The 20,381-nt window shown below is 70.7% G+C and carries 14 protein-coding genes; 5 read left to right on the top strand and 9 right to left on the bottom strand.

Annotation, left to right across the window (positions count from 1 at the left end):
* On the bottom strand, positions 1 to 844 hold an 844-nt coding region (locus BHU15_RS12280; protein WP_069627225.1), incomplete at its 3' end, for a LysR family transcriptional regulator.
* 258 nt (positions 845 to 1,102) lie between these two features.
* Between BHU15_RS12280 and BHU15_RS39185 the strand changes: the two genes are divergently transcribed.
* The 4 genes from BHU15_RS39185 (at position 1,103) to BHU15_RS12265 (ending at position 5,328) form a co-directional block, all read left to right on the top strand.
* Positions 1,103 to 1,231 carry a hypothetical protein gene (locus tag BHU15_RS39185; RefSeq protein WP_255293089.1) on the top strand — a complete coding sequence of 43 codons (129 nt, stop codon included), beginning with the start codon at positions 1,103 to 1,105 and terminating at the stop codon, positions 1,229 to 1,231.
* 22 nt (positions 1,232 to 1,253) lie between these two features.
* Positions 1,254 to 2,207 carry an EamA family transporter gene (locus BHU15_RS12275; RefSeq protein WP_069627224.1) on the top strand — a complete coding sequence of 318 codons (954 nt, stop codon included), beginning with the start codon at positions 1,254 to 1,256 and terminating at the stop codon, positions 2,205 to 2,207.
* Between the two features lie 95 nt (positions 2,208 to 2,302).
* Positions 2,303 to 3,514: an MFS transporter gene (locus BHU15_RS12270; RefSeq protein ID WP_171908359.1), complete on the top strand. Its 1,212-nt coding sequence runs from the start codon at positions 2,303 to 2,305 to the stop codon at positions 3,512 to 3,514.
* A 296-nt stretch (positions 3,515 to 3,810) separates the two neighbouring features.
* Positions 3,811 to 5,328, top strand: coding sequence for a GMC family oxidoreductase (locus BHU15_RS12265; protein WP_079128091.1), 1,518 nt, complete (start codon positions 3,811 to 3,813; stop codon positions 5,326 to 5,328).
* A gap of 78 nt (positions 5,329 to 5,406) precedes the next feature.
* Here BHU15_RS12265 and BHU15_RS12260 read toward each other — a convergent pair whose 3' ends face one another.
* A complete protein-coding gene (locus BHU15_RS12260; RefSeq protein WP_069627222.1) occupies positions 5,407 to 5,790 on the bottom strand; it encodes an SH3 domain-containing protein in 384 nt (127 codons plus the stop codon).
* An 826-nt stretch (positions 5,791 to 6,616) separates the two neighbouring features.
* Between BHU15_RS12260 and BHU15_RS12255 the strand changes: the two genes are divergently transcribed.
* Complete coding sequence (locus BHU15_RS12255; protein ID WP_069627221.1) at positions 6,617 to 7,576, top strand: lysylphosphatidylglycerol synthase transmembrane domain-containing protein; 960 nt, start codon at positions 6,617 to 6,619, stop codon at positions 7,574 to 7,576.
* On the opposite strand, the gene BHU15_RS12250 is transcribed toward BHU15_RS12255, so the two are convergent.
* The 7 genes from BHU15_RS12250 to BHU15_RS12220 all read right to left on the bottom strand — a co-directional run.
* Positions 7,506 to 8,774, bottom strand: coding sequence for a glycosyltransferase 87 family protein (locus BHU15_RS12250; protein ID WP_069627220.1), 1,269 nt, complete (start codon positions 8,772 to 8,774; stop codon positions 7,506 to 7,508). The genes BHU15_RS12255 and BHU15_RS12250 overlap by 71 nt on opposite strands.
* Positions 8,771 to 10,204 (bottom strand): polyprenol phosphomannose-dependent alpha 1,6 mannosyltransferase MptB, encoded by a 1,434-nt coding sequence (mptB, locus tag BHU15_RS12245; RefSeq protein WP_255293088.1) that lies wholly within the window; start codon positions 10,202 to 10,204, stop codon positions 8,771 to 8,773. Before mptB ends, BHU15_RS12250 begins: the two co-directional genes overlap by 4 nt.
* A gap of 218 nt (positions 10,205 to 10,422) precedes the next feature.
* Complete coding sequence (locus tag BHU15_RS12240; RefSeq protein ID WP_023537379.1) at positions 10,423 to 11,544, bottom strand: PP2C family protein-serine/threonine phosphatase; 1,122 nt, start codon at positions 11,542 to 11,544, stop codon at positions 10,423 to 10,425.
* 367 nt (positions 11,545 to 11,911) lie between these two features.
* Positions 11,912 to 15,358 carry a CARDB domain-containing protein gene (locus BHU15_RS12235; RefSeq protein ID WP_069627219.1) on the bottom strand — a complete coding sequence of 1,149 codons (3,447 nt, stop codon included), beginning with the start codon at positions 15,356 to 15,358 and terminating at the stop codon, positions 11,912 to 11,914.
* Between the two features lie 229 nt (positions 15,359 to 15,587).
* The gene (locus tag BHU15_RS12230; protein WP_069627218.1) at positions 15,588 to 17,816 is read right to left on the bottom strand and encodes a DEAD/DEAH box helicase; all 2,229 of its coding nucleotides are present in this window, start codon (positions 17,814 to 17,816) and stop codon (positions 15,588 to 15,590) included.
* Between the two features lie 217 nt (positions 17,817 to 18,033).
* Positions 18,034 to 19,182 carry a ricin-type beta-trefoil lectin domain protein gene (locus BHU15_RS42125; RefSeq protein ID WP_218028052.1) on the bottom strand — a complete coding sequence of 383 codons (1,149 nt, stop codon included), beginning with the start codon at positions 19,180 to 19,182 and terminating at the stop codon, positions 18,034 to 18,036.
* 255 nt (positions 19,183 to 19,437) lie between these two features.
* On the bottom strand, positions 19,438 to 20,381 hold a 944-nt coding region (locus tag BHU15_RS12220), incomplete at its 5' end, for a D-arabinono-1,4-lactone oxidase (RefSeq protein ID WP_107422840.1).

Below are 20,381 nucleotides of genomic sequence, written 5' to 3'. Positions count from 1 at the left end.
ATGCGTTGGCCGCCGGGGCGCGGCTCTCCCGGCCCCAGATCACGTACTCGGCGCGGGCCGGTGCGTCCGTGACCTCGATCGTGGTCAGCCCGGCCAGGCCCTCGGCATACGTGGGCGGGAGCAGGGCCACGCCAAGGCCCGCGCCGACCAGACGGGTCAGATAGTCCGCGTTGGTCACCTCGAAGGCGACCTCGCGGGTGAGGCCCGCGGCGGTGAAGGCCAGATCGGACTGGGCCCGGCCTGCGGTCTTCGCCGGGAGGTCCACGAACACCTCCGAGGACAGACGGCGGAGGTCGACCGAGGTCTCGTCGGCGAGCGGGTGATCCGGGGAGACCACGGCGACCAGCCGCTCCTCGGCCAGCTTCCGGGCCATGACGCCCCGGGGGCGGGCCGTGACCGGGATGCCGAGAAAGGCCACCTCGATATCGCCCTGCCTGACCTGCTCGGCGAGCTCGTCGCTCGCCCCCACGGTGAGACTGATCCGGGCCTTCGGATGGCGCTGGTGGAATCCCCTGAGGACAGCGGGAACGTCCACGGCGGCGACGCTGGGGATCAGCCCCACCGCGAGCCGTCCGCGTACCTCCCCCACGGCCGCCGCGACTTCGGCGGCGGCCCGCTCCGCCGCGTCGAGGCACTGGCGGGCGGCGGGCAGGAAGGCCGCGCCCGCCGGGGTCAACCGGACCCGGCGGCTGGTGCGTTCGAAGAGCCTGGCGCCCAACTCCTTCTCCAGGCGCGCGATCTGGTGGCTGAGCGCGGACTGGACCACAAGGCAGCGTTGGGCAGCCTTCGTGAAGCTGCTCATCTCGGCCACGGCGATCACGTACCGCATCTGCTGAAGCTCCATGGATCCATCGTGATGCGAGATCCATCGCGTGACAAGCATGTGTTGGACTCATCGATCTCCCCGGCCCGACACTGATGACGACCGCACACGGCGGGATCGTCCTCGATCGGGCCGACTCCGCCGGGCGGCCCCCGATCTGAGCCTGTCCGGCATGCCCGGCAGCCGCTCTCCCGCTAACTCCCGTACCTGGGCGCACGGCGCCGAGGCATGCCCGCACGCGCCATCGCGCCCGTGACACCGAAAGGACGAGCGACCGCCATGACTACCACACCACCGCGTTCCGGGACGACCGTCGCCGACATCTGGGTGGGCCCGCGCTGCTCCTGGGCGTGGATCACCTCACGCCGGCTGCTGAGCGGGCCGGACAGATGTCAGTTGCCACGGTGATTCCCGCGGGATGTGAGGCGAGATGAAGAACGGACAAAAGGTGCTCACGGTGGCCCTGACCGGCCTGGCGCCGGCGGTCTGGGGCAGCACCTACCTGGTGACCACCGAGCTGCTCCCTCCGGACCGGCCGCTCCTGGCGACCACCATGCGGGCCCTGCCCGGCGGCCTGGTGCTGCTGGCCCTCGGCCGGAAACTTCCCGTCGGCATCTGGTGGTGGCGCGCGCTGGTGCTGGGCGTTCTGAACATCGGCGCCTTCAACTTCCTGCTCTTCGTCGCCGCCTACCGACTGCCCGGTGGCATCGCGGCCATGGTCATGTCGGCGCAGCCCGTGTTCGTGGTCGTCCTCGCCGCCCTCTTCCTCGGCGAGAGGATCAGACCCGTCCACGCCCTGGCCTGCGCGATGGGCGTCGGGGGAGTGGTGTTGCTCGTCTTCAGAGGCACGGCGTCGCTCGACACCACCGGACTCCTCGCCGCGGCCGGCGGAGCGCTGTGCATGGCATCGGGCATCACACTGACCAAGCGGTGGGGCCGGCCGGAGGGCGTCGGCCTGCTCGCGTTCACCGGGTGGCAACTCACAGCGGGCGGTCTGGTCCTGCTGCCGTTCTGGCTGTCGCTGGAAGACCTTCCCGGCGGTCTCACCGGCTCCAACGTCATCGGGTTCGCCTACCTCATCACCCTGGGCGCGATCCTGAGCTACATCGCCTGGTTCCGCGGCATCGAACGCCTGCCGGCCGTGGCGGTCTCCTTCCTCGCACTGGGCAGCCCGGTCGTGGCGACCCTGCTGGGCTACCTCGTCAAGGACCAGACGCTGTCGGCCCTCCAGATCGTCGGCATGGTCGTCATCTTCCTGGCCGTTGTGCTCGGTCAGCCGCGCCCGCCCGGACCGAAGTCCGAGGGGACCCCCTCGGCTCCACCCCGCACCACCGTCGCGCGCGTCCCCGACCGATCCGCTCTGACACAGGAACGCGGTGGATGACGGTGGGCTCGCCTCCCCACGCCACGACCTCCTCGTTGGACGCCGACGCCGTGAGGCATTCGCGTACCACGCCTGACCACATCCAGAGAGACGACATGAGCATTCAGGACGAGACAAACTCCCCCGTCACGCCGCACGAGCAGATGTCCCCGACCCGGGGATGGCTGGGTGTGGCCGCCATCACCGCCAGTCTGTTCGTCTTCCTCACCACCGAACTGATGCCGATCGGCCTGCTCACCCCGCTCAGCGCGAGCCTTGGGGTCTCCGTGGGCTCGGTCGGCCTCATGGTCACGGCGCAGGGTCTCGCGGCAGGTCTCGGTGTGCCGTTCATCGTGGCATGGACCCGGCGCGTCAACCGGCGCCGGCTGCTGACGACACTGCTGGCCGTCCTGGCCGTCGGCAACCTGATCACCTCGATCGCCCCGAACTACCCGCTGATCCTGGGCACCCGCCTGATCATGGGTTTCGCCAGCGGCGTCTTCTGGGCCATCGGCGTCAGCATGGCCATGCGCATCGTCCCGGCGAAGCACGCCAACCGGGCCGCCGCTGTCGTGATGTCCGGGATCTCGATCGCCACCGTCGTCGGCATCCCGCTCGGCACGCTGTTGGAGAGTGCCGGAGACTGGCGCACCACCTTCCTGATCTGGGCCGGCCTCAGCGCTCTGGTGTTCCTCGCGGTTGCCGTCACGATCCCGTCGCTCCCGTCGGCCAACGCGGTCTCGGTCCGCGAGGTCTTCGAACTGCCCGTCAGGAACGTGCCGCTGCGTCTGGTCCTGGTCATGGTCGTGTTCTTCGTCCTCGGCCACTTCGGTGCCTACACGTTCGTCCGGCCCTATCTCGAGGACAGTACGTCCGCCACCGTCGGCTTCATCACCGTCGTCCTCATCGTCTTCGGTACCGGCGGCGCGATCGGCAACTTCATCGGCGGTCAGACCGTCAACAAGAGCCTGCGGGGCAGCTTCGTCGTGGGCGGCCTGATCATGATCGCCGCACTCGTCATGCTGCTGACCATCGGCACGTACGACTTCGGCGTGATCGCCGCCATGCTCCTGTGGGGCCTCGCCTTCGGCGTCGTCCAGCTGAGCCAGATCAACATGACGCTCTCGGCTGCCCCCGAGACCTTCGAGGCCGCGATGTCGCTCAACACCATGGCCTACAACACCTGCATAGCCCTGGGCGCCCTCATCGGCGGCCTGTTCGCCGACCATGTGGGCGTCACGAGCGTCGTCTGGTTCGGCATCGTCCTGGTCGCTCTCGCCGTGATCCTCCGCGCCTCCACCGGTCGCGGGACCACGCCGGCGATCTGACCCCCTGATCACCGGAGTACGGAACGGGACCCGTCGGGCTCCGCTTTCGCACACCGGGCGCCATCGAGAAAGGAATGTGCGAATTCACCGCCAATCCCGGTGAATTCGCCAGTTCGAAGCGGTCGACACTTTCGTGCCCGCGACAACCGAGATGAACCGGTTTATCCGGTCGGTCGACTTTCAGAACTCGGAGGCCGGCGCCCGGTTCGTGCGGGTAGTCTCTTTTATTCATCGCCCATCGGTCATGAAAACCGCCGGGCAATCCGTGAGGAAATTCCACATGAATGAGGATGGCTATGGAGAAAGTTTACGACTATGTCATCGTCGGCGGCGGAACGGCCGGGGCGGTGCTTGCCGCCCGGCTGTCGGAGAACTCTGAAGTCAGTGTGGCCCTCCTGGAGGCGGGAGCCGGTGAGGGCCCCGCGATCATGTCGGACGGGAACCCCGAGGCAGCGGTAGGTCTCTGGGGATCGTCCGTGGACTGGAACTACACGACAACACCTCAGTCAGGCACCGGGAACGCTGTCCACATCTGGCCACGGGGGCGGGTCCTGGGCGGTTCCAGCAGCATCAACGGAATGACTCACCTGCGCGGCCACGCGTCAGGCTTCGACGCCTGGGAGAAGCAGGGCGCCATTGGCTGGAACTATCAGGAAATGCTGCCGTTCCTCATGCGCAGCGAGGGCGCGCGAGGCGGGGATCCGCGTTTCCGGGGACAGACGGGTCCCATGACCATCGAGGAGCCGCCCGCCGCCACTCCTCTCGCGCAGGATCTCTATGACGCGGCGGTAGACGCGGGCCATCCGCGCTGTGAGGACGGTAATGACCCCCAGGCCGAGGGGGTGTTCTGGGCCGAAAGGAATGTCGCCGAAGGCCGCAGGCAGAGCGCCGCCGACGCGTATCTGTTTCCGGTGCTCTCACGGCCCAATCTCACCGTCGTCACCGACGCACAGGTGCGGCGCCTCGTCATCGAGAACGGCCGGTGCAGAGGTGCCGAGTACGTACGGAACGGCGAGCCGGGCACCGTCCACGCCGAGCGGGAGGTCGTGCTGAGCGCGGGAGCCGTCGGATCGCCGCAGATTCTCCTGCTCTCCGGCATCGGCCCCGCCGACGATCTGCGCCGGCTGGGGATCCCGGTTCGCGCCGCTCTCCCCGGCGTGGGCGCCAACCTGCACGACCATCCGCTGGCCTGGATCTCGTACGGGGTGAAGAAGTCCCCGGTACCTGGTCCCTCGCGGCAGGCGATGCTCTTCGCGCGCACCGGCCCGGGCGGGGACCCCGACATCCTGATGAGCTTCACGGCCGTGGCGCTGGAACCTCGATGGGCGGGTGCCCAGGAGGGCTTCTCGATCCTCTTCGGCCTCGCGACGCCCGCCAGCCGGGGCAGCGTGCGCCTGAGCAGTGCGGACCCCGCCGCGTACCCGCTCATCGACCCCGCCTATCTGACCGAGAGCGAAGACGTGGACCGTATGGTCGCCGCCTTGCGCATGGCACGGGACATCGGGCGGGCGGATTCCTTGTCGGCCTGGCGTGACGAGGAGACCCTCCCCGGCCGGGAGGCTGTCACGGACGAGGGGTGCGGTGCGTACATCCGCCGCACCGTCGGCACCTACTTCCACCCGGTGGGCACCTGCCGTATCGGCACGGACGACGAGGCTGTGGTCGACGCGGGCCTGCGCGTCCACGGTGTCGACGGCCTGAGCGTCGCCGACGCCTCCGTGATGCCCTCGGTCGTCTCGGCCAACACCAACGCGGCCGTACTGGGCATCGCCGAGCGTGCGGCACACCTGATCGCCACCCGCGCCGAACGCTGAGGTGAGGCGTCGGAGGCCCGACAACGTCCGGCGCCCCTCGCCTGAGGCGAGGGGCGCGCGGAGGTCAGCGGGTCGTGGTCAGCACCAGCCGGGTGCCACGTTGATGTTCTCGACCCAGCGGGCGGCGACCCAGCCGCCGTTCTTCAGCAGGTACCAACGGGGGTTGCCGTCCACGACCTCACCGTTGACCTTGCACCTCAGTTCAATGACGGTGCCGTAGGGGATGGAGCCGATGGGCGGCCTGTTGGTGTTCGGGTTCTTCCGCACGTTGAGGGACGGCTTCGCGATGACCCGGCCCTTGTGGACGAACGCCGCGGAGGTCTCGCTCTGCGTGGTGAAGGATGCCGGGCCCGGGCCTGACTGATGGTCCGCGGCGACGGCGGGGGCGGCCAGGGCCGTCCCCGCCAGCAGAACACCGGCGAGCACGGAGACGATCCGCTGCCCGGTGCGTGGTGCGCTCATGACGGTCTTCCCTTGTTGTCGAAGAACTCCGGGTTGCTTCCCGGCTGGACACCTTCATGGCACAGGCGCGGCCCGGTGAAGCCCCGTTCCCGCTCGGGAAACGCCCCTTCCCACCCGGATGGAGCCACCAGCGGGGGCCGCCTGGCCGATCACCACCACCAGCACCACCGGCGCACACCTGCTCGGGCCGGAACTGGCGGGGCGGAGAAGGCGGTTGCGGGGTGGGGCGAGGGTGCCGGTGTCCAAATGGGCGGACCGGAACGATTCTCCAGGTGAACACATACCTCTTCCGTCGTCCGTGTCCGGGGCGGCGGCGGGGGACAGGCTAGACACCAGCCATGGATGATCCTTTTGCCCTGAGTCCCCTGAACCGACCGGGGAAGTCCGGGGCGCCGTGCGGAGATCGGCGGGGAAGGCCGGATACCTGGAAACCATGCGTGGAGTGCGGGGGCCTGGTCTTACAGGGATGCGGCTTCCCCTGTCAGGAGCGTCACGTCACCCTGAATACCGGCGAGACCTTGAACACCGGCGAGCAGCGCCCCGGCGCTCCGGTCGACATCGAATGACGCCGGAAGGCGGCCGGCCGCCCGCACCGCCCTGATCCCTGATGGCCATGGCCGATGCGCCTGCCACCGGCGCAGCGGCTCCACCGCGACGGTCCGCACACCTCCGCCGCGTCCGCGACGATCCGTTCGGCACATGGCTCTGGCCGTTCCGCCGGGCGACGGGCAAACGACACCCCACCGTCGCGCGGAGCGGGGAATCCTGGAGGGAATCCCCTCGCCCGCGCCCTGGCGCGTCATGGAAGGACGGCCGCGCCGTGTCGATGACGTCGACGACTCTGCCCGGCGCACTGCGCCGGCTGCCGCTGCGGCAGTTGATCTGCCTCGTGCCGCTGCTCCTCGTGACCGCCTGGGTGGCCGGGAACTGGTCGGTGATCCTCGCGGGCGTCGACGAGTTGCGTGGCGCGGACCGGGACTGGCTGCTGGCCGCCGTCGTCATGACCGGGGTGTGCTGGCTGCCGGTCTGTCTGATGCGTCAGGGCACCGTCATGGAACGGCTGCCCGCCGGGCGGCTGTTCGCCTCCCAGGTCGCGGCCGGCTCCGCGAACCATCTGCTGCCCGCCGGGCTCGGCGCGCACGCGGTGACGCTGCGATTCCTCCAGGGCCGCGGCATCTCCACCACACGCGCCTGCGCCGCGCTCGCCCTCTACTCGCTCGCTCAGCCGATCGGCAAGTACACCCTGCTCCTCACGCTCATGGCCACCAACCCGGGTGCCATCCCGCTGGGCGGACTGCTGCCCGCCGAGCGCGGGACGCTGGCGCTTGTCATCCTGGCCGGCGGGCTCACGCTGGTGGCGCTGGTGCTGTGGTCGGTGCCACCACTGCGCGGCTTCGTCCGGGACTTCCTGCGGACCGCGCTGACCGACGCGCGCGCCCTGCACACCAGGCCCGCGCGGGCGCTCGCCCTGTGGACCGGGGCACTCGCCTTCCCCGCCTGCCAGGCCGCCGTCCTGGTCACGGTGGCCCGCGCGCTCCAACTGCCGGTGCCCACCGTGGGCATCGTGATCGCCTATCTGGCGGCCACGATCGTCGCCGGGATCGTGCCCACCCCGGGCGGCATCGGCTCCGTCGAGGCGGCGCTGCTCATCGCGCTCGTCGGCGCGGGCTCCCCGGTCCATGTGGCGACCGCCGCCGTCCTCGGATTCCGCATCGTCACCGTGTGGCTGCCACTGCTCCCCGGGGCGCTGGTGCTGGCCGCGCTGGTCCGCCGGAAGGTGCTGTGAACGCCGGGTGCGGCGGCCGGACGGGGAGCGCCAGCAGCAGTGCCAGCGCCGTCCAGACGAACGCGTTGCCGCCGATAAAGCCGCCGACGCCGCTCGCGTCGTACCGCCACAGCCACACGACGTAGCTGCACAGCATCACGTACAGCCCCACCGCCGCGATCAACCGGCGCCCGCGGCGCGGCGGTTCGAGGGCCCGGTCGGTGAGGATTGCGAGCGCCGGGAGCAGCCACACCAGGTGGTGCACCCAGGTGACCGGGCTGACCAGACACGCCGCGGCGCCGGTCAGCGCGATGCCGGCGCGCACGTCGCCGACCGCCCTGGCCTTGTCGGCCCGGTACGCCCAGAGGCCGACGACGACGGCGACACCGCAGGCCCACCACAGCCGGTCCGGATCGGCCGGCGCGGAGAGCCGGGCGAGGACGCCCTGCCAGGACTGGTTGGAGACATAACTCAGGTCGCCGATGCGGCTCGTGTCCCACAGGGCGTGTGTCCAGTACGCGTACGAGGCACCCGGCGCGAGCCCTACGGCGAGCAGTGTCGCGCCCCCGGCGACCGCGACCGCGGTGGCGGCGGCGCGCCAGCGGCGGGTGACGACCAGGTAGCCGATGAAGATCGCGGGGGTGAGCTTGACGGCCGCGGCGAGTCCGATGCCGATGCCCGCCCACCGGCCGCCGGTGGACAGCAGCCGGGCGTCGGTGAGGACGAGAGCCAGCAGGAGGAGGTTGACCTGGCCGAAGCTGATGCTGTCGTAGACCGGTTCCAGCAGGGCGAGCAGACACAGGAGCAGGACGTACGAGGTCGGCCGGTCCAGGCCGTGGCGGCGGATCACCGGTTCGGCGAGCCGGCGCAGGATCAGCGCCAGTGCGCCGAGGTTCGCCGCGATGCCCGCGGTGAGCGCGACGGGCCAGCTGAACAGTGACAGCGGCAGCACGCACAGGGCGGCGAAGGGCGGGTACGTGAATCCGTACACCTGGCCGGGCACCCGGTAGTCGTAGAGCCCGTCGCCCCGCAGCCCGCCCGCGGAATCCGTCCAGTGGCGTACCGCGTCGTAGTAGACCCACAGATCGAACCAGTCACGGTGGAACGGGACGGTCGCGACGAAGGCCGTCACGCCCGCGCACAGCACGCCCAGGAGCAGATGCCGGCGGCGCGAGCCCCGCCCCGGCGGGCCGTGCTCCGTCAGATCTCGGCCCGTCATGCCACCCTCCCCGATTCCCGCGCGCTCAGCGTCACTTCGTCACCCGACATCTCCCGCGCCCACCACAGCGCGACCACCGCGAACAGCCCGCCGCACGTCGCGAGCGCCAACTGGAGCCCGTCCGCCGCGATCCCGCTGGGCAACTGGGCGAGCGCGAGCACCCCGCTGGCGACGGCCACCACCCGCCACGCCGGCCCGGCAGGCGCTGCGGCGGCCAGCGGGAACAGGCCCCACAGGACGTACCAGGGGCGGATCGCCGGGCCCAGGACGGCGACCGCGATCAGGCTCAGGCCCAGCGCGTACAGCGGGCTGTGCCGGGGGCGCCGCAGCCACACCACCAGCACGGCGACGGCCGTCGCCGCCAGACCGGCCAGCCGCCAGGCGTCCAGGGCGAACGGCGCCAGATCGCTGCCCGCGCCGCGCAGCACCGACGTGGTCAGCCGGCCGAGGAGGGAGGTGAGGGCCCAGTTGTGCTGGGAAACCGGGGTGTTGAGGGCGCCGATCCAGCCGTAGCCGGTGCCGGTGACCGCCGTGACCACGGCGGTCGTCGCGAGCGCGACACCGCCGGTCGCGCCCGCCGCCCTGACCCACCGGTACCGACCGGTGAGCCCGCCGGCCCAGAACGCGGCGACGGCCAGCAGCCCCAGCGCGGCAGGCGCCTTGACCAGCGCGGCGAACGTCATCAGGACCACGCCCAGCACGGGGAAGCGGCCCTTCGCGGCCACCAGCGCCATACCGAGCAGCCCCAGCATCACGGCGTCGTTGTGCGCGCCGGCCACCAGATGCAGCAGAAGCAGCGGATTGAGCGCCCCCAGCCACAGCGCGGCACCGGCGTCGGTGCCGCCGCGCCGGGCGAGCAGCACCAGCGACAGCACCATCAGGCCCACCCCGAGCAGCGCGACGAGCCGCATACCGAGCAGCCCGGCCGAGAGCTGCGCCTGCGTGGCGCGCGCGATCAGCGAGGCGAACGAGAGGAACAGCGGACCGTACGGCGTCGGCGTGTCCCGCCAGATGGGCGCGACCTGTGCGGCGAGCGGACCGCCGAGCTGGTCGGGGCCGTGGGTGTACACGTCGATCTGGGCGTCCACCATCGCGCCCTGCGCCAGATAGCTGTACACGTCCCGGCTGAACAGCGGCGGCGCGACCACCAGCGGCGCGGCCCACACCACGAGCGTGACCACCATGCTGCGCGCACCGGGCGGCCTCGGCCCGCGTACGGCACGCCCCAGCCAGGCCCAGGCCGCGACGAGCAGCACGAGCCCGAAGTAGGCGCCGAAGAGCCCCAGCGCCGCCGCCTCGGACGACGGCGCGAGGGCCTTGCCGACCGGCAGGGCACCAGCACTGGCGCCGCCGACGGCCACGGCCGCGGTACCGGTGAGCCCCAGCAGCCGACATTTACGTATATGCGATTCGTCGCCCGGGGTCAGCACCCACGGAGCGTGCCCGCGGCCGGTGGCCGGAAAGGAACGTGCGGTACGCCGGGGAGAGTCCGAAACGTGTCGGGCACCACGGGACGGCACATGTCCGGCGGCATGGGACGGCGCCGGTCAGAGGGCGTGAGACGGGACATGTCCGGCGGCCGGCCGGGGTGCGTCGGGGCCGCGCTGCGGGGGTTCGTCAGTCGTCCAGCAGTTCAGTAGTTCAGTCGTCAGCGGCGCGGTGAGCGGCGGACCGTCAGGAGTGCGACGTCGTCGTGGAGCCCTTCCGTACCCGCGAACGCGCGGGCGTCCTCGTACAGAGCCTGTGGCAGGTCGGTGGTGGAGAGCCCGAGTTGGCTCTCCAGCCGCTCGTCCAGGGGGTAGAACGTGCCGTCGGGGGCGCGGGCCTCGGTAAGGCCGTCGGTGGTCAGCAGCAGGGTCGAGCCGGCGGGGAACGCGAACCAGTCCACCGTCCCCGGTTCGGCGGCGAGTTCGGCGAGGCCGAGCGGGACGCCCGTGCCCAGCGGGGGTGTGATGACGGTGCCCTGATACGTCAACTGCGGTGGGATGTGGCCGCAGTTGACGGCCTGGACCTCGGTGTGGGCGTCGAAGCTGAGGACGAGCGCGGTGACGAACCGCTCGTCGTCGCCGGTCTGTTCGGCGTAGGAGTTGTGCCGTACGACCGCGGCGTCCAAGGCGTCCACCAGGGCGGTGAGGGTGGGCTCCCGGTGGGCCGCCTCCCTGAACGCGCCGATGACGGCGAACGCGGCGCCGACTGCCGCCAGCCCCTTGCCCTGTACGTCTCCGATCAGCACGCGCGTACCCCACGGCGATGCCACGACGTCGTAGATGTCGCCGCCGATGAGCTTCTCCTCCTGAAGAGGCTCGTACAGGCCGTTGACCATGACGTCGTCGGTGACGAGGGGGAGCGGGTGCAGGATGTGCCGCTGCATGGCGACGGCCGTGGAGCGCAGGCGCAGCATCTCGTTCTCCCGCGCGATACGGCGGTGGCAGGCGTAGACGGAGGTGATGCCCAGCGCGAGGGTGAACAGCACCAGCAGGGCCCGGTCGATCCAGCGCCCGCCGGTGGTCCCCCACGGCAGTACCGTGACCGTCACGACGAGCGTGGTCCACGCGGCGATCAGCCTCGTCTGGCGAACGGTGCACAGGGCCGAGGCCGTACCCGGCAGGAACACCAGCAGCCCGAGGAGCCACACCGCCGACCCGGACACCAGGGCGAGAACGACGACCAGGAACGTCGCCGTCGCCACGCCTGCGGCCACCTGGGCGTTGCCGGGAGGCTCGACGGCGCCCAGAGGGTGAGCGGGGCGCTTCCGCACGGCGCGGGCCATGGGATCTCCGTAGGTCGTGGGGCGGCGGACTGCTCGGAAACGATATCTCCGGACATTCCGGGTGCCGTCACTCCGCGCCCCGTCAGCGCGCCGGGTACCGGGCCGCCGCGTACCGCGCCGGGTCGGCCTCGGCCGTCGCCGCCGCCCGGTCCAGCCGACTGCCCGCCCCGTACGCCGCCGCCTACGCTGCCGAGCGGCGTGCGCGCCCGGGGACGCCACGTCGTCAGCGCCGAGGATTTCGCGGCGACCTGGCTGCGGCCGGTCGACTGATCAGGGCCGTCAGACCGTCAGACCCTCAGGCGCGTACAGGTGCGGATCGAGGCCGGCCTCGATCCGCACCTGTCGCGTTCAGCGGCTTACGGCAGGGTCACCTTCGCCCCCCGCCCGTCACCTTGCCCGACGCCGGCGCCGATGCCGCCGCCGGGCCACCCGTGATCACGAAGCCCGAACCCGGCTGCGTGACGATGTTCCCGTCCGCCGAGTTGGTGATCGTCACGTTGGACAGGGTCGCGCTGCCCCGGGCCCCGCTCATGGCGAGGATGCCTGCCCCGTTGTTGGATTTGTCGATCTTGACGTTGTCGATCACGACGCCGGGCATCGTGCCGCCGCCGGTCTTGAACTGGATGCCGTCGTACGTCGAGTCGTAGATGTCGGTGTCCCTGATCGTGACGCCGGGGATGTCCCGGCTCGCCGCGAACAGGGTGATCGCACCGAACTCCTGGTCCTCGTTCCAGAAGGCGCCGCCCGTGCGGTGGAGCGCGTTGTTGGCGATCAGGGTCTGCCCGGAGAAGGGCAGGGGATCGTGGTCGGTCGCCAGCATGATGCCCGGGTAGTTGGCGGTGTCGGAGACGATGTTGTTCTCGATCTTGTTGCCGTAGCCGCCGTAGACCGCGATGCCGGTCGCGCGCCAGGGCAGTTGGATGGTGTTGTTGGTGAACGAGTTGTCGTGCGCGATGTCGACCGACGTGTCCTTGACGTACCGGTTGGCCCAGACCGCCAGGGAGTCGTCGCCGGTGGTGCGGAACGAGGAGTTGAACACCTTGGAGTTCCGCGTGCCGTTGGTGAAGTTGATCCCGTCGGCGTACGTGTTGCGGATCCGCATCCCCGTGAACTCGAGCCCGTCGGCGGGACCCCAGAGCGACGGGATGTTGTCGTAGTCCCGGCCGACCCAGACACCCACGTTGGCGTGCTCGATCCACACGTTGGAGATCTTGGTGTTCTTGCCGAACCGGCCGTTGAGGCCGACGCCGCCCTCGGCGTTCCCGTCGCCGCCGCGGATCCGGCCGGAGCCGAAGATGGCGATGTCCGAGATCTTGGTGTTGTCGTCGATGTCGAAGCCGAAGTTGCCCTCGTGCGGGTGGTTGATGCCGCCCGCGTTCTGCGGCTCGGTCAGGGTGTAGAGCTGCGAGTGCCACATGCCCGCGCCGCGGATGGTGACGTTCTTGATCCCGATCTGGTTGAACTGCCCCTGGTTCAGGGGGTCGTCGGTCAGGATCTTCTTCTCCTGACGCCACTGGCCCGCCGGGATCCAGACGCACGCGATGGTGCCGTTCTGGTCGGCCGTGACCGCCGCCTGGATGGCGGCCGTGTCGTCGATCCCGTCGCCGGGCACCGCGCCGTAGTCCGTGATCGAGGTGCACTCGGCGGGCTTGGCCGCCGGGGGCGCGACCTGCTCCAGGTCGATCAGGTCGATGTAGTAGAAGGACGCGCTGTCACCGGCGTCGCGCTGGAGCTTGAACTTCGTGCCCGCCGGATAGGTCGTGGACAGCAGCGAGTTGGACTCGTCGAACAGCCGACGGGCGTCGGCCTGCGGCGTGTTGGTCAGGGCCTCGGGGCCGTCCGTGTTGCCGTACAGCCAGCTGTGCTTCGAGGAGAGGTTGAGCTTCTTCACGAAGGTGTCGTTGGCGTACAGGCTGATCGTGGCCTCGGTGCCGCCGCCGTTCGGGGCGTCGGGGATCGAGTTGCGCACCACGATCGAGTTGGCCGGGTTGGTGGAGGTGAACTCCACGAACTGGCCGGGGCTGTTCAGCCGTACCGACTTACGGCCCGAGGACTCGGAGCCGAAGTTGGTGTGCCCGAAGGTGCGTTCCGCGTCGGCCTCCACCAGGGTGCCCTGGTAGCGGCCCGCCTCCGCCTCGTACTCGACGTACGGGACGGCCGCCCCGCGCCCGACCACGATCGAGCGGGAGAACGAGTTGTTGGTCTCGTTGGTCTCCGTCACGACGTTCGTCGCGTCGGCGGTGGCGACGATGTTGGCGCCGCCGCTGGTGGCGGTCCAACTGCCGTTGACGCTCACGTTCGTTGTCGCGCCCGCCGCGATCGACGGTGTGTTGGTGTTCAGCGTCGTACCGCCCACCGTCACGCGGGTGACGGTGGTGGCGCCGGACGCGGTCGTCCCGCGGTTCTGCACGGCCACGGTGAACTGGACCTGCGCGCCGACGGCCGGGTTCTGCGGCGTCGAGCTGACACTCAGCACCTGGAGGTCGGGCCCGGGGGCCTGTCCCACGACCAGTGAACCGGCGGCGGTGAAGCTGTTGTTGTCGTTGTCCTGCTCGACGATGGTGTCGGTCGGGTCCACCACCGCCGTCACCTTGTAGCTGCCCTCGGCGCGTTTGCCCGCGGCGACCTGGACGGTCGCCGAGGCGCCCGCGGCGAGCGCGCCCACGGAGGCGCTGCCCGCGACGACACCGCCGATGCTGACGTTCACCGTGGTCGGGCCGGACGCGGCCGTGCCGATGTTGCGCACCGTGGCGCTCACGGTGGTCGCGTCGGTCTCCACCGGGGCGGTGGGGGACCAGGAGAGCGCGGTGACGGTGAGGTCGGGGTTGGGCGCCGGTACCCCGATGACCTGGAGTTCGGCGACCTGGCCGCCCTGCGCGCCGGTGTTGGAGAAGATCTGGAGCTGGAGGTCGGCGACGCGACCGGTGACCGGGATCCGTACCGAGTTCTGGTTGGTCGCCGGGTTGAAGCTGTAGTCGGCGCGCGCCTTGAGCGAGGTGAAGCCTGTCGCGCCCTGGGCACGGCCGAGCACCTGGATGTTCTGCGTCCTGGTGCCCCACGCCGCGTCGGGGTTGAGCTTGATCACGACGGAGGTGATGTCGGCCTCGGCCCCGAGCTTGACCGTCAGGTTCGACGGGTGCCCGGTGGACTCCCAGTACGTGTTCAGCGCGCCGTCGTTGGCGTTGGCCGCGACGAACGTGTGGATCGTCGACGACGCCTCGATCGGCTTGCCGCGTGCCAGATCCGTGCCGTCGTCACCCGGGTCGGGGCCGCCCGGGTCCTCGCCCGCCGGGCCGTAGATCCCGAACTCGGAGATCTGCGCCGCCGGCCAGCCCGTGTTGCCGGTGATGTTCAGCCGTACGTAACGGACCTCGCTGGAGGGGAAGTCGATGGTGACGGTGTTCGCCGACGAGGGGCTGAACAGCCGGCCCTGCGACGCGGAGAGGGTGCTGTAGCTGTTGCCGTCGGTGCTGCCCTGGACGCTGAGGGCCTGGGTGCGGGCCTCCCAGGTGGTGGGGAGCTTCAGCACCACCTGATCGACGGCGACGTTCGCGCCGAGGTCGATCCGGAGCGTCTGCGGGAAGGCGTTGTTCGGTCCTTCCCAGTACGACGCCTGGTTGCCGTCGGTGACGTTGGAGGCGGGGTGATTCCCCTCCGACCCACTCGCCGACACGCTCTTGCCGATCGACTGGTTGGGGCGCTCGGCCGCCGAGGCCGCGAGGGGGGTGAGCCCGACGGCGATCAGGCCGGCCATGACGAGGCCGGTGATCAGTCGCCAGCTGAGCTGTCCGGGTCTGAGCTGCTTCCGTCTCATATGGTCCTCTGTTCAGTTGGAACGAGGGTGCGGGGGAGGTGATGCAACGAAGTTGCGAGACGAGCCTTAAGAATTTGAGTCAGTTGCTTACTTTTTTGCGATTCACAGGTTGCAATCATGTCAACGTGTTGTCAACGGTTTTCGCACAGGTAACAAGTGGGTGCCTCGGCGCACGATGAACGCCCCTGCCGGTCCCGGCAGGGGCGTTTGACGGACCGTCGGAGAGCCGTCAGCGAGCGGGAGCGGCGGGGCCCGGCAGCAGCGCCATGCGCTCCTGCTCCTCCGCGACGATCTGCTGTGCCAGCGACTGCTCCGAGATGTCGACCGCGTCGGGCGTGGACCGCGCGACCTCGCTGTGGCGCGCGTACGCGTCGAAGAGCCGCTGCTTCGTGCCCAGCAGCCGCAGCATGCGCTGGTCGACACTGTCGGCGGTCAGCAGCCGGTGCACCTGGACATGCCGTATCTGCCCCATGCGGTGGGCGCGGGCGATGGCCTGGGTCTCCAGCGTGGGTTTGACCTGCGGCTCGCACAGGATGACCACGGACGCGGCTTGCAGATTGAGACCCGTGCCGCCCGACTGGATCTGGCTGAGCAGGACCGCGTGCCCGGACGCCTCGGCGAAGCCGTCGACCAGCTCCTGCCGCCGGGCGGCGGGCACCTGACCACTGAGCGGACCGAAGACGGTGGCCGGCGAGTCGCGGCCGGCGGGCGGGCCGAGCGCCTCCTGCGCCGCCGTCAGCACATCGCGGAAGAAGGAGAAGACGACGACCTTCAGACCGTTCGCCTCGGCCTCGGCGACGAGTTCACGCAGCCGCCGGAGCTTGGCCGACGTGGCGGGATCGGCGTACGCCGCGCGCCGCATCGCCATGAAGTTCCCCGCCGCCACGGCCCGCCGGTAGGCGGCGCGCGCTGCGGGGCTGAACTCCTCCCACTCGTCCACCTGTTGCAGCTCCGGCAGCTCGGTGAGGACGTCCTGCTGATTACGGCGCAGATACGCGGGCGCCACCGCCTTGCGGAAGATCTCGGAGCCGACCGCCGCGTCGCCGTCCCGTATCGCGGGCAGCAGACCGGGTTGCAGATGCCGCACCAGATTGCGGAACTCGCCCACCCGGTTCTCCATGGGCGTACCGGTCAGGAACAGGACACGGTCCGTGCGCGACGCCCAGCCCTCCACCGTCCGCGAGCGCCGGGTCTCGGGATTCTTCACATAGTGCGCCTCGTCCACGACGAGCATGCCGACCGGCACGTCGTCCGGGACGCTGAGGGAGCCGAGCAGGTCGTACGTCGTGACCGCCACGTCCCCGTGCCGTGTCCACTGCCCGAGGGCCACCGACCGGTCCTGGCCGTGCACCCGGTACGCCCGCAGCGTGCTGCGCGACTCGATCTCCCGGATCCAGTTGATGACGACGCTGGCCGGGCAGACCACCAGGAAGTGCGTACGGCCTTCGGCCTTGAGATGCGCGAGGGCCGCGATGGCCTGGATGGTCTTGCCCAGCCCCATCTCGTCACCCAGGATCACCCGGCGCTGCGCCAGCGCGAACCGCGCCCCGAACGCCTGATACCCGCGCAGCGACACTCGCCGGTGGGTGTCGTCCAGCCGCTGCGTACGGACGCGTTCGGAGATGTCGCCGGGCAGGAAACCCTCGGCCGCGTCCACGTCCGGTGCGACGTCGGACAGCTCGGTGAGGAGGACCAGATAGTCGGCGGGACGCACCTGGAAGTCGAGCCACGCCTCGTCCGCCGGGGCCACGGGCCGCAGCAGATCCGTGGCCGCCTGGGCGAGCAGCAGCGGAACCTCGCGGGCGGCGGCGTCCCGAAGGAACGCGTCGACCGACCGGACGGCCCGCTGAGCCTGTTGTCTGCGCCGCTTGCCGGTGAGCAGCATGCGCAGCCGGTCACCGGCCGGGCGGGCGGGCGGCAGCAGCGGGGCGAGGTCGGTCTCGATGCGGGCCGCCGCGACGAGGGCGCGGGGGATGTCGGGCCCCGCGTTCACCAGCCGGTTCAATGCGACGACCAGGGCGGTCGCGTGGGGATCGCCGATGTCGCCCGCGTCCAGCCGGACGGCGACGTGGTCCTCCATCGCCTCCGCGAGACGCCGCGCCGCGGCGATGGCGTGACCGGCGCTCTGCGCGCCGATGCCGGGGATGTGGCGCAGCTCGTACGGGGTGGCTGCGAGCACCTTGCCGACGTCCGCGTAACCGGCCTGTTCGAGCGTGCCCAGCCGGAGCCGGCCCTCGGTGACGTCCGCGAGCCGTGACACCGGGATACCTGACAGCTCCTGGCGGACCAGGGCGTCGCGCAGCGGCGTGACGGCGCTCAGGGCACCGCCCCGCGCCTCGGCGTGATCGGCGGTCACCCGGCGCGCGGCGGCGAGCAGGCGGTCGGCCCGGTCGAGCACGGCGCGCGCACCGGCGCCCACCGGCACCGGCTTCTCCTCAGGCCCCGCTCCGTCGCCCATGACGCCCCTCGCGATTCACCACATCCGGATTCACCGCATCCGGTCGATATCGGGTCGATATCCGGTCGTGCGACATGATTCCACGGGGGTACGACATCGCCGGGCGGCCGTTTCCGGCGCGCCCGGCGATATCGGGTCGGTCGAACGCGCGGTCCGGCGGCCGGTGGTGGGCCGTCGCGGACCGTCGTGGTCTCGCGTCCGTCGCGTCCGTCGTGGACTAGGCGGCCATCGTCCAGCGCTGGCCGTCGCCGCCGCCACAGGTGCGCAGTTCAAGCCTCGTACCGTTCGCCGTGCCGCCGGCCGCCGGTGTCAGGCACTTGCCGGATGCGACGCCGACGACACTGCCGTCCGCGTTGACGCGCCACTGCTGATTGGCCGTGCCGCGGCAGTCCCAGATGATGACTGGGGTGCCGTCGGCCGTGGCCGCGCCGCTCGCGTCCAGGCAGCGATCGCCGTACACGCGCAGCTCGTTGGAGGCCGTACGGGCCCACTGCTGGTTCGCCTTGCGGTGGCAGTCGTAGACGATCGTCCGCGCGCCCGAGGTCGTCACGGCGCCGTCGACGTCGAGGCAGCGGCCCGACTGCGCGTTGACGAGGGTGCCCTGACCGGGCTGCCCGAGCGGAACGAGGCTGCCGGGCACCGAGCGCAGCGCGTTGTACCAGACCACCGCCATCTTCGCGTAGCCGGTGGCGTTGGGGTGGACGCCGTCGGCGAGGTCGGCAACCGTCAATGCCTTGTACATGTCAACGAGATGGACGCGGGGACCCTTGCTGTTGACGATGGCGGGCAGCGCCGCGTTGAACGTCTTGACCCGGGCTTCGAGGTCGGGGCTCGACTCCGGTGTGATCGTCGCGACGAACAGCTCGATCTGCGGCTTCTGTTGGAGGATGCGGTCGATGAGGTCGGAGAGCCGGGCCGGGGCGTTCGCCAGGTCGTAGTTCTGGTTGACGTCGTTCGTACCGATCTGGAGCATGATCGTGCGCGGGTCACTCGTGGCGAGCCACCCGTCGATGTTCGAACGGAGCTGGTCGATACGCCAACCCGAGTGGCCCTGATGGTCGTGGTCGCCCAGCTCCGGCGGGCCGTTGAACTGCGAGCCGACGAAGTCGACCGTGTAGCCGCCGGTGGCGAGGTGGTTCCAGAGGTTGATGCGGTAGCCGCCCGGGATGTTGTGCCCGTGGGTGATCGAGTCGCCGAGAGGCATGATCCGGACGCCGCCGTTGGACTCGGCGGGGACGGCGGGCGCGGCGGGTGCCTTCGGCGCGGCGGTGGCGGGGCTCTGTGTGAGTGTCATCAGTGCCGCCGCCAGGGCGAGCACCAGGAGGCCGAGGAGAGCTTGCGCACGGCGTGAGGCAGTTCTTCGCAAGGCAGGTCCTTCCTACGGGCCGCCGGGGAATGGGGGGTGCGCGGGGTGCGTCCGATGGTGCGTGCGCGCGTGGAGGGAGGTGCGGGGGGAGAGTGGCGGCCATGTTGTAGATACCACCGGTCGGTGCCTGCGGCGAGGGATTGCGCAACGGTGTTGGCAAATTGGCGCTGTTCCGGCCATGGCCCGACGGCCTTTTGGCCAGGAGTACGCGCGAGACCGACCCTCTGCCGGGCCGGCCCTCGGGGCCTTCGGCGGTCAGCCCTCGTACAGCAGCCGGCGCAGGAAATTGTTCGTGAACTTGCCCGCCGGGTCGAGCGAGTCGCGCAGCTTCAGGAAGTCCGTCATACGCGGATAGCGGCCACGAAGCTCGGCCGGTTCCGTCGTGAACACCTTGCCCCAGTGCGGCCGTGCCTCCAGACCGTCGAGCGCCGCCTCGAGCCGGGCGATCACCGGCACCACCGACGCCGTGTCCTTGACCCAGGTGAAGTGCAGCGCGACCGTGTCCCGGCCCTCGGCCGGGCTCAGCCACAGCTCGTCGGCGGCCACCGTGCGCACCTCGCAGACCTGGAGCACGGGCGCCAGCACCGGCCCCAGCGCGGCCACCGCCCGCAGCGCTGCGACGGCGTGCCGGCGCGGGAGAAGGTATTCGGACTGCAACTCCTCGCCGTTGCTGGGCGTGAACTCCGCCCGGAAGTGCGGCAGTCGGGCGTGCCACGGCCCCGGCACCCCGCCCTGCTCCGTGCAGTGGACCGCGGACATGCCGGGCACGGGGTGCATGGGCCCGTCGGCCGGCCCCGCCCACGGGAAGTCGGGCCCGGTGGAATCGAGGTCCGAGTCGTCGAGGCACTTCAGCCAGACCTGACCGAAGCGCGGCGCGCTCCAGTCCGTGAACAGGCTCACGCTGTACGCCGCCGAGGTGATCGCGTCGAAGTGCTCCGCCAGCACGTCCAGCGACAGCCCGGTCCGGACGAACTGCCGTACGTCGAAGGCCGGAACCAGATCCAGGGTGAGCGAGGTGACCACGCCGAGGGCGCCGAGCGCCACCACGGAACCGGCGAAGCGTTCACCGTCCCGCTCCCGCTCCAGCGTCAGCGAGTCGCCGTCCGCGGTGATCAGCTCCACGGCGCGTACGGCGGTCGCGAGCGAACCGGACGTGTCGCCGGAGCCGTGCGTGCCGGTGGCGACCGACCCCGCCACCG

It is taken from the genome of Streptomyces niveus, from assembly GCF_001723055.1.
In the GTDB taxonomy this organism is placed as follows: Bacteria; Actinomycetota; Actinomycetes; order Streptomycetales; family Streptomycetaceae; genus Streptomyces; species Streptomyces niveus.
This window is presented reverse-complemented; position numbering and strand designations above follow the sequence as displayed.